Raw genomic sequence first — 10,533 nt, forward strand, 5'->3', positions numbered from 1 at the left:
TCGCCGGGTGGTGGCTGACCTTCATCTAGCCTTACTAGATAATGAACGACATGGCGTTGATCAAAATGTCTCTGCTCGACGGCAGGCCAGGCGACGTGTATTCGCTGTTCAGTTGGCTTCAGCGCACAGATGAACTCCGTGGCAGGGTGCAGACGCTTCCTCGCCAACCCGGCCCGCACGAGATGGGCGGTGCCGTGGAGATCATTTCTGTCGCGCTCAGCAGCGGTGGTGCGGCTGCCGTGCTGGCAGGTGCCCTTAATACCTGGTTGCAGTCGCGGCGCGCTCGGATCAGCGTGGAGTTCGTCGCCGCCGAAACGGGGGAGACCCTTCAAAGGGTCGAGGTCGAGGCCAGTAACGCAGCCTCAGTCAAAGAGCTGTACGACACCCTCACCTCCGATCGGAAGGTGTCATGAACGCGAGGCTCCCGGAGCGACAAGCATCGCGGGCCCTGCTCATCGGGTCGTCGCGCTTCTCGCACGAAGGCTTGCACGACCTTCCAGCGACCGTCAACAACGTACAGGCGTTGGCCGACGCCCTCACCGATCCGGCCATGGGTGGCCTCGATCCGTCAGGCTGCCGGGTGCTGACCGACCCGGCAACTCCAAAGCAGGTCGGAGATGCGATTGACGCCGTGGTCAACGAAGCGCTGGACACGCTAGTGCTGTACTACGCGGGCCACGGGGTGCTCAGCAGGCACGGTGAGCTGTTTCTGGCCGTCGAGATCACCGACCCCGATCCCTACCGGGTTCACTACTCTGGCGTACCGATGACCTGGCTCCGGTCCGCACTGGCCGAAAGCCCTGCCGACAATCGAATCCTAATTCTGGACTGCTGCTTCTCAGGGCACGCCGTCGAAGCGATGTCGGGCACAGCCTCGGCGGTCGGCGGAAAGCTGGACATCCGCGGCACCTACACCTTGGCGTCGGCACCTGCTCACGAGACAGCAGTCGCGCCGGTCGGCGCACGCTTCACCGCATTTACCGGCGAGTTGGTGAAGACACTACGAGAGGGCATCCCGGGTTGTGGACCGCTGCTGACGCTTGGCGACATCTATCCTGCGCTGACCCGGGCACTGGTGGCGAGCGCCCTGCCTCGTCCGCAGCGTCTCAACACGGATCTGGGCGACCACGTCGCAATGACCCGCAACCCGGCCTACCGTCCACCGTCCCGGTCCGCTAGCAAACCCCGTGTGGTCTCGCAGCCACATCGAAGTCCGACCGGGCCTCATCGACGAGCCTCTGATGAGCAGGACCCGAAAGTCGCTGCTGAGTTCCACAGCGCGATGCTGGATGTGTACCGGAAGGCCAAGAAGGAGGCAGGCTACAACGCTGCCTACTTCCTGCAAATGGTGCAGGAAGTAGGCGGACTGGAAGCAGCCCGAAGGTTGATCCGGGCGGGGTCGGTTTCTAGCGGCTTCACCGCCCTCTGGGAGAAGGGCCGGCTCGACCTCTCCGTGGAGGCCGTCGTGCTGCAAGACCGGTTCGCCGGGCTGTTCACCGACGAGGAACTGGACATTGCCCGAGACCGGTTGGCCGAGTACGGGTACTCGTCAGCTCAGACCTCGTAGACCTTGACCACCTCGTCGCCATAGTGATTGACCACCTTCACAGCGATTTTCCCTGACCCGGGCCGGGTGAACGGACGTGAGCGGTGGCCGTAGAGGCTCTCCCAGGCCGACTCGTCGATCTGCGCGCGGAGTGCCTTGCGCAGTCGGGAGTATGGGTCCAGCCCGTCCGGCTTGCCCTCCTTGCCGGCGAAGTATATGTGGCGTACGAAGAACTCTTCCTCGTTGTAGTCGGTGTCGATCATCCACAGGGCGATGTCTGCGACGCCGTGGTCCGGCCGCAGTTCGCCAGTGGTGGGGTTGTAGACATCGACACCGCGGATCTCGACGACGAGCCCATCCTCCGGCGCCGGGTCGATGGCAATGTCCGGCTCACCGAAAACCGTGAACAGGTTGGCCGTCCCGGTCTTCTTGAGCAGGGTGTCGCCCATCGCCAGGTCCGCGTTCATCCGAACCAGCAGGACGGGAAGGCGACCGAGCTGCCGCTGCTCCGCGACGGTGGCAAAGTCGTTGCCCTCCGGAGCGAACTCACCGGCGGCATCGCTGGCCCGCCCATCGAAGCCGAACGCGCACACCAGCAGTAGGTCAAAACCGACACCCTTGAGAGCCTCCCGGGCCGCGTCCTTGACCCAGTCGGCGTCCACTGTGCCGTACTGCGGGCCGACGCTAACCGCGATCCGCGCTGACGTTCCCTCGTCGTCGTTACGTCGCGCAGCCTCGGCGTGGACGAACTTGCCGGGGTAGGGATTCAGTGAGGCGAACTCCAGCCGCTCGTTACGCCAGCCGTTCTGTACCCCGGCCTTTGCCAGGTTGTCCAGGATCGTTTTGACATAGGCGTTGACATCGGTCCCGTTGGCCTGCTCCTCGCCAACCGAGAAGGTTGCGGGCCGATGCGGCGACAGGCTCTCCATGGTGAACCTGCCGGCCACGCGGATACGCTTCTTGTCCTCGTAGGGCCGGTCGTAAAGCAGTTCGGTCTCGGCGTGACGGGCGATCGCCGCGTCGATCTCCTTGCGGCTCATGCCCTCCTCGATATCCGGGTTGTTGGCGATGGACTTGAGCGTCACATGCGGGACGCGTTCGTAGACGAAGCCCTTGCGGATGTCGTTACCGGGCGGTGTGGGAGGCACCTCGCCACCGGACAATTCCCGCTCCTTGGCCCGACCCTCGACAGAGTCAGCGAGCAGGTAGGCAGGATACTTCGCACCGACCAGCCGCTGGCGGGCAAGCGTGATCGCCACCCGCGAGGTGTCGATGGTGATCCACCGCCGCCCCCACTGCTCAGCCACATACGCAGTCGTCCCAGAACCGCAGGTTGGGTCCAACACCAGATCCCCCGGATCGGTGCACATCAACATGCACCGCTCAACCACCTTGGTGTTGGTCTGAACTACGTAGACCTTATCGTCGGTAAAGTTCCCGGTCCCTGTATCGGTCCACATATTGTTGACTGATCTCAACGGGAAGTCTTCTGCATACCTTACATAGCGCAAGGAGTTCTTTGCGGCGTGGATCCGGCCAGCCCACTTTAGGCGGTTCATCCCGTCCGGATAATTCGCCTTCCAGTGGGAAGTTGCCATGGGTCGGTAGGTCTTGCCCTGGTACTCAAATGGCTGATCCACGCCCGCAGGGTTCTGCGATTGAAGGTCGCCCGGTGCGTACAGCTTAGCGCTGGCGGGGAGGGGTGCGCTTCCGGCAAGTTCTGCGGACGTCATGCTGCGGTAGCGGCCGTCCGGCAGCATTAACCATCGGTAGGAACCCCCAGGGTTGCGATCCGCCTCCTGCCAAACACGGCGGACCTTTGTATGATTCGTAGATCGGGCGTACCAAACTATGTAGTCGCCGGCCCTTGCCAGAGTGCTCGAATCGAATCCACTAGTAGTAACAAAACTGATTAGCGACACAAAATTGTCGGGGCCGAAGACTTCGTCGAGGAGGCAGCGGACGAGGTGGACGTTCTCGTCGCCGATCTGGACGAAGACGCTGCCGGACTCGGTGAGCAGATCGCGGGCGATGATCAGGCGGTCGCGCAGGTACGCCAGGTAGGAGTTGATGCCCAGTTCCCAGGTGTCACGGAACGCCTTGATCTGCTCGACCTCACGGGTGACATCGGCGAGGTTGCCGTCCTTGACGTCCCGCTTGCGTGCTGACATCTGCCAGTTGGAGCCGAACTTGATGCCGTACGGCGGGTCGATATAGATCATCTGGACCTTGCCGCGTAGTCGCTCCTTCTCGGCGAGCGACGCCATGACGCGCAGGGAATCGCCGAGGATCATGCGGTTGGACCAGTTGGCCTCGTGTTGGTAATACTCGACCGACTGCCAGTCGTCCAGCCCGTCGAAGTCGGCGTAGTCGTCGGCGAAGAGGCCGAGCTGCTCGTTCTCACGAGGGCGGGACTTCTCGCTGGCCCTGCGCAACTCCTCGACCAGGGTGCGTGGGGCGATTTTTTCCTGGATGTAGATCGGTGGAGCCTCGACCACCAGGTCTTCGGCGTCCTGTTCCTCCTTGCCGATCCAGACGAGCTGTGGGTCCAGGCTCGGATCGCGCTCCTTCTTGACCTGCTCGATCCGGGCGGCGTCGGGCGAGACGAACTCCTGGCCGTCCGCCGTCGGGATGTGCACTCGCCGGTCCGTCGGGTGCGCGATCGCCTGCACCGGCACGTTGCTGACGGCGGGCTTGCGGCTCCTCGGGGGCATCAGACCAGCTCCTCCTCGGCGGATACGGCATCGGTGAGCGCCGCCGCGCCTTGCAGGGCGAACAGCGCATCTATGGCGGGTCGAAGGTCTCGCTTGGCGGTGGTCGGGTCTCGAAGTTCGCAGAAGCTCCAGCGCCCGAACCGGCCACTGTTGTTGACCGCCTGCACCCAGAGATTGCGGGCGGCCCACGCCTTCTGCGCAGCCTCGGACTGTGACTTGCGACCGCCGGACACCTCGACAATCAGGGTGCGGGCTATCCCGTCACCGACATCGGCCAACTTGACCAGGAAGTCCGGGTAGAACCGCCGGCTCCGCCCGGCGTGCTCGTACGGGATGAAGAAGTCGAGGTGGTCGTTGCGGACGTACGCGGCGACCTGCTCCTCCGGCAGCGACTCGATGGCCTGGGCGACCGCCCGCTCCCAGGCGTTGCCATCCTTGCCGTCGAGCGTCACGAGATTGACCTGGCACCGCCGAGGATCCGTTGGCCAGACCTCCCTGGTTGTCCGGAAGTCCACGCTCGCAGTGGTGCCGATCGGATCCGCCGTCCGCAGCACCGGCAGCACCCAGCGTTCCCGCCGGCCTCCCTGCCACGTGATCGACTGCCCGATTTTCTCTACCGCCTCGGCCTCCCGCAGCAGGATCAGGCCGATCGCCTGGTCGTCCCGGAGGTCGACGCAGCGGCGAAGCCACTGTTGAGCGATCTCCAGCACCTGCGGGAAGTACCACGGCCGCAGGTCACCGTCCGTGGTGAGCAACTTGCGCTTGAGCACTTCGCTGGCCAACCGGTAGGCCACGAACTGTCCACGGAGGCCCTTCAACCGTTCAAGGTCGTGCACGTCCTCCTCGCCGACCTGCCCCGCCACCATGGTCTTTGTCGGCAGGTCCTGCCGAGACAGGATCATCTTCAAGTCGGGATCCGAGAAGTCGCCGACCAGCGGCGCGTCAGGTATCTCCAGGTGGTAACCGACCACCCGCGGAAAGGTGATCTCTAGCTTTGCCGCATCCCGGTCCGGCTCGGCCCGCACGTTGCGAACCGGCTTCATCGGCAACTCACGGGACACGGCCACCGTGGGGATGAACTGGAACGGAACCCCGTAGACATCCGCGTACTCGGGGGTGAACATGCCGTCCTCGTCAGCAACGTACGAGCGTCGCCGCAGGCCCCGGCCGACCACCTGCTCACACAGCAGTTGAGTGCCGAAGGCCCGCACCCCGAGGATGTGGGTGACCGTGTTGGCGTCCCAGCCCTCCGTCAGCATGGAGACGCTGACGACACACCGCACCGGCTCACCGAGCTTCCCCGGTTTGCCGACGGTGTTCATCACCTCCCGCATCAGTTCCGCGTCGCCAATGTCGTCCGCGCTCCGGCCTGGGAAGCGGTCCGCGTACTCCTGTTTGAACTCGGCGATCTCACGGGCCGCCGTGCGGCGGAACTCCGGTGACAGGCTGCCGGACTCGAACTCTGCTGCGTCGACGAGGATCGTTCGCTGCCGGTGCAGCCACTGCCCATCCGCCACGTTGCTGAACAGGGGTAGCTGTCCGGCGGTCGGCAACAGGTGACCGCCCTGCTCACGGTCGTAGCCGCCGATCCACTCGTAGACAGCCTTCGAGATAGTCGTGTTGCTACAGACGACGATGAACACCGGAGGCGGTTGCCCGTGCGCTGCGGCCTCTGACTTCTCCCAAGCCTCGAAGGCCGACACGTAGGAGCCGTAGAGGCTGTGCAGGGCGGCGGTCAGCGCGCCGGGCAGATCCGCGGCGGTGAAGTCCTGGTTGGACCGGCGTCCACCCTTGGGCAACGAATCCCGGATCTCCTGCCAGAGGTTCAGGTAGGTCACGCGGTTGGCGACCCGGTCGTCGTCGACCGGCACCCGGGGGATCTTTACGATGCCGGCCTCGATGGCGTCGATAAGCGAGAAGTCGCTGACCACCCAGGGGAAAAGAGTGCCCTCCCGGTAGCCGGATCCGGCCAGGAAGAAGGGGGTCGCGGACAGGTCGTACACCCTCTTGATGCCGACCTTCGCACGGACCGCTTCCAGGCCGCTGAACCAGATCCGGGCATCCTCGGCCCGGTCGGCGGCCTCTTTTCGCTCGTCGCCGCGCAGATTCTCGACCGTGTCGGCGTCCGGCTCCGGCTCACCGGCACGTCCCCGGTAGCAGTGATGTGCCTCGTCGTTGAAGACGACGATCTCAGACGAGCCGCCAAGCTCGCGTAGTACCCGGCTGACCATCTGGGCCGAGGTTTCCCGGAACGGGTCAGGTCGACCGGGTGCCACCAGGGCCTTGGTGTTTCCGGTCGCGTTGCGGCCGAAGCGAGTTTCGCGGAGTTGAAAGGCGTGGAAGTTGGTGATGACGATTTTCGCTTGGCCGAGATCGTCGGCGAACTCGGCCGGCACCAGATCGCGCTCGCGGTAGTAGTTACCCGGATCCTCCGGCAGGAGGACCCGCAGCCGGTCACGGATGGTGAGGCCGGGAGTCACCACCAGGAAGCGCTTGGCGAACGTCTTGTCGTACCGTGCATGGACCTTGTTGATCGTCTGCCAGGCGATTAACATGGCCATCACAACCGTCTTGCCGGTGCCGGTCGCCATCTTGAGGGCGACTCGTGGCAGACCGTTGTTGTGCTCGGCGTTGTGCGCGTCCAGATCGTTGTTGATCCAGCTGCCCTGCCACTTGGTCGCGCCCTCGGCAAGGAAGATAGCCGTCTCGACCGCCTCACGCTGACAGAACAGGATCTTGTTGTCCCGCTCCGGATCGCTCCAGTACTCCAGCAGGCGGCGGGTCACAGGTGTGACGTTGGGCCAACTTGCCTCCCGCCACGCGTCGACGCGTTCCCGCACGTCGTTGACCTGCTTGTTGGGCTTGATGTCGTCTTCGGTGAAGACCTGCAACTCAAGCTGTTGCCCCCGCTTGCGAGGTCGGGGCACCGGGATGAAGAAGCTCGACGGTCGCCGCTGCTCCTCGATCCGGTCGGTGATGCCGTCCCGGTCGAAGGCGAAGTGGCGGGTGGGCCGGCCGTACGGTGAGTTGATGATCGGGTTGTCGATGACCCGGTCGCTCAACGTAGACCTCCCGGTGGAGTTGGATGTTGCAGATTCGAGCGACAGCCTATACCGGGCGTTAGAAGCCGAGGTTGCGGAGCCTGCCGGGGCGACCGGACGGCGCGTCACTGCAACGCAAGGTGCATGCAGGCGTGTGCCGGAGGGTGATGTTCGACGCGCTCGCGTCCGTCTCACAGCACCTGGGACAGGAAGCGGCGCAGTCGGGGATGTTGCGGCGACTCGAAGAGTGACTGCGGGTCGCCGGCCTCCAGCACCACCCCGGCGTCCATGAAGGCGACGGTGTCGGCGACCTGGCGGGCGAAACCCATCTCGTGGGTCACCACCACCATCGTCATGCCCTGGGCGGACAGCTCCGCCATCAGCGCCAGCACCCCCTTGACCAGTTCCGGGTCGAGCGCGGAGGTGGCCTCGTCGAAGAGCATCACCTGAGGCTGCATGGCCAGGGCCCGTGCGATGGCGACCCGCTGCTGCTGCCCGCCGGACAGGTGAGCGGGCCGGGCGTCGGCCTTGGCGGCCAGGCCGACCCGGTCGAGTTCAGCCCGGGCCCGGGCCACCGCCTCGTCCTCGCCGAGCCTGCGGATGCGGCGCAGCGGCAGGGTGATGTTGCGCAGCACGCTCATGTGCGGGAAGAGGTTGAACTGCTGGAACACCATGCCGATCCGCTGCCGCAGGGCGTCCGGGTCGTCGCGCAGCACGCTGCGCCCGTCCAGCAGCACGTCGCCCCGGTCCGGTTCGAGGAGCCGGTTGACGGTACGCAGCAGGGTGGACTTGCCCGACCCGGACGGGCCGATGACGCACGCGGTGCCGCCGCGCGCCACGTCCAGGTCCACCCCGCGCAGCACCCGGTGACGCCCGAAGGCGAGGTGCACGTCGCGCAGGCTCAGGCTGACCGAGGTGTTCATCGTTGGTTGCCTCCGGCTGCGCCGGGCAGCGCCAGGTCCAGGTCGTCGGGGTCGTCGGTGGGCCCGGCCTCCGGCCGGCCGTGCCGCAGTCGCTTGTCGATCCAGTTGACGGCGTGGGTCAGCGGCACGGTCAGCGCGAGGTAGAACAGCCCGGCCAGCAGCAGCGCCGACTGGTTGCCGGTGTTGGCCGCGTAGTCCTGACCGATCCGGAACAGCTCGCGCTGACTGGCCAGCAGGCCGAGGAAGTAGACCAGGCTGGAGTCCTTGATCAGGGCGATGAGCTGGTTGACCCAGGCCGGCAGGATCCGCCGGATGCCCTGCGGGATGATCACCCTCCGCATCGCCTCGCGCCAGGAGAAGCCCAGCGCGCGGGCCGCTTCCAACTGGGTGGCCTCCACCGACTGGATACCCGAGCGGAAGATCTCCCCGAGGTACGCCGACGCGATAAGCGACAGCGCCAGGATGCCCAACGGGTACGGGTTCGGCCCCCACACCTGCATGCCCAGCGGGGCCAGGCCGACACCGATCAGCAGGATCGTCGCCGCCGCCGGCAGGCCCCGGAACACGTCGGTCCAGACCCGCGCCGGCCACCGCAGCCAGCGGGTACGCGAGATGCCCGCGACCGCGAGCAGGATGCCCAGCGCCGAGCCGAGCAGGGCGGCGGTGACCGCCAGGATCAGCGTGTTGGGCAACCCGACGGTGAGCATCTCGGGTAGCGCCTCACGCATCGACTCCCAGTCGAAGAACGTCTCCCACAGGGTGCGCAACGGATCCACGGTCAACCTCCGCCCTGCTCGCTCGTGCTCCTACCGTCAGGAAGCGGCCGGAGCCGACACGTCACCACTGCCCGGGGTGAAGTCGGCCGGGATCGGCCGGCCCGGGTAGTACTGCTCCTGCAACCGGGTCCAGGTGCCGTCGGCGATCAGCTCGTCGAGGGCCCGGTTCAGCGCCTCGCGCAGCGCGTCGTTGCCCTTGGCGAAGGCGTACGCCGTCGGTGCCGGGCTGAGTTCCTTCGCCGCCACCGTGATCTTGCCGCCGCTGTCCGCGGCGGTCTTCTCGCCGATCTCGGCGGGGGCGATCCAGGCATCGGCGGTACCGGCCTTGAGCTGGTTGATCGCGCCGTTGTAGTCGGGCACCCGCACCGGGTCGAGGCCCTTGTTCGTGGCGTAGTCGTCCTGGACGGTGCCCTGCACGACCACCACCCGCTTGCCGGGCAGCTCGTCGAAGCTGGTAAGCGCCGACCCGGCGGGCACGTCGAGCCCGAAGTAGCCGAAGTCGTACCCGTTGCCGAAGTCCACGGTCTTCTTCCGCGCCTCGGTGATGGTGATCGAGGAACTGCCGACGTCGAACTTCCGGTTGCCGACCTGGGCGAGCAGGGCGGAGAAGTCGGTGCCGACGAACTCCACAGTCAGGCCGAGCTTGTCGGCGGCGGCGACCAGCAGATCGTTGTCGAAGCCGGTGAACCTGCCGTCCTTCAGGTAGACGTTCGGTGGGGCGTCGGTGAGCGTGCCGGCCCGCAGCACCCCCGGTTGGAGCAGGCCGTACGGGTTGTCGGCGGTACTGCCGGCGGAGTCGGAGCCGCAGGCGGTCAGGGTGGCGGCGCCGAGGATCGCGGCGACGCCGACGGCGGCGGCGCGGGTCAGGGTGGGAAGGAATCGCACAGGTGTCTCCTGGTCGAGCGGCGGCGGGCACGGACGTGCCACACCGACGGTCCGCCGCAGGGCGGACCGCTGGGATGGGGTTCGATGACGGAGCGAAAACAGGTCCCGGTCAGCCGAAGCGTCGGTGACCGGCGGCGACGCGGTCAGCTACACGCGGCGCTGCACACCCGCATCATGTCGACGTGGCGGCGTCGGGTCAGGCCCGGGCGGGCCACGGCGGGTCGGCTGCGGTACGACATGGTTCTCCTCAAGGTCGTGATGACCTGGGAACCCAGGCCACGCTTGCACCGGAGAACGCTCCGATGCCTGGTCCTCACCCGGGGCACCCCTGCGCGGTGGAGGGTTGCCGGCCAGCGAGCCGGGGCTTGGCGCTGGCACTCATGACCTGCGGCCGAGGCTAGCAGCCGCTGACCGCCCAGCGTCCACCCGTTATGACCACCCTCACCCCGACCCCCGGCACGCCGACCTCCCACCCGGGGCGTACGCCGGTTGGGTGTTGCCGGGGAAGCGCGTGATCCCTTACGGTCTGCTGAGCGGTGGGCGGTGCGGTCCGCATCCGAGAAGCCACCGCCGGTGATCCGTCACGTGGGCCGGGAGGGTGGAACTCCCAGGCCCGATGCGCGTGGCGGGTCGGGCCGGCGGGCGAAC

The 10,533-nt window shown here is 66.3% G+C and carries 7 protein-coding genes and 1 riboswitch; of the genes, 2 read left to right on the top strand and 5 right to left on the bottom strand.

Features of this window, described 5'->3' with window-relative positions:
- The first annotated feature begins 41 nt into the window (after positions 1 to 41).
- Positions 42 to 413 carry an effector-associated constant component EACC1 gene (locus Vse01_RS09730; protein ID WP_093405879.1) on the top strand — a complete coding sequence of 124 codons (372 nt, stop codon included), beginning with the start codon at positions 42 to 44 and terminating at the stop codon, positions 411 to 413.
- Positions 410 to 1,567, top strand: coding sequence for a caspase family protein (locus Vse01_RS09735; protein WP_093405876.1), 1,158 nt, complete (start codon positions 410 to 412; stop codon positions 1,565 to 1,567). The genes Vse01_RS09730 and Vse01_RS09735 overlap by 4 nt, the downstream gene beginning before the upstream one ends.
- Here the strand turns inward: Vse01_RS09735 and Vse01_RS09740 are convergent.
- From Vse01_RS09740 to Vse01_RS09760, 5 genes are all read right to left on the bottom strand, one after another.
- On the bottom strand, positions 1,555 to 4,260 hold the full coding sequence (locus tag Vse01_RS09740) for a site-specific DNA-methyltransferase (RefSeq protein WP_093405874.1): 2,706 nt from the start codon (positions 4,258 to 4,260) through the stop codon (positions 1,555 to 1,557). The two genes, Vse01_RS09735 and Vse01_RS09740, sit on opposite strands and share 13 nt — an antisense overlap.
- Positions 4,260 to 7,322 carry a BPTD_3080 family restriction endonuclease gene (locus tag Vse01_RS09745; RefSeq protein WP_093405872.1) on the bottom strand — a complete coding sequence of 1,021 codons (3,063 nt, stop codon included), beginning with the start codon at positions 7,320 to 7,322 and terminating at the stop codon, positions 4,260 to 4,262. Before Vse01_RS09745 ends, Vse01_RS09740 begins: the two co-directional genes overlap by 1 nt.
- A 170-nt stretch (positions 7,323 to 7,492) precedes the next feature.
- Positions 7,493 to 8,224 (bottom strand): amino acid ABC transporter ATP-binding protein, encoded by a 732-nt coding sequence (locus Vse01_RS09750; protein ID WP_093405870.1) that lies wholly within the window; start codon positions 8,222 to 8,224, stop codon positions 7,493 to 7,495.
- A complete protein-coding gene (locus Vse01_RS09755; protein WP_093405868.1) occupies positions 8,221 to 9,000 on the bottom strand; it encodes an amino acid ABC transporter permease in 780 nt (259 codons plus the stop codon). Before Vse01_RS09755 ends, Vse01_RS09750 begins: the two co-directional genes overlap by 4 nt.
- Positions 9,001 to 9,036: 36 nt before the next feature.
- Positions 9,037 to 9,885 (bottom strand): ABC transporter substrate-binding protein, encoded by an 849-nt coding sequence (locus Vse01_RS09760; RefSeq protein WP_093405866.1) that lies wholly within the window; start codon positions 9,883 to 9,885, stop codon positions 9,037 to 9,039.
- A gap of 273 nt (positions 9,886 to 10,158) precedes the next feature.
- Positions 10,159 to 10,271, bottom strand: a riboswitch (SAM riboswitch).
- Positions 10,272 to 10,533: the final 262 nt, after the last annotated feature.

Origin of the sequence: Micromonospora sediminimaris, assembly GCF_016863575.1 — a bacterium.
Taxonomy (GTDB): domain Bacteria; phylum Actinomycetota; class Actinomycetes; order Mycobacteriales; family Micromonosporaceae; genus Micromonospora; species Micromonospora sediminimaris.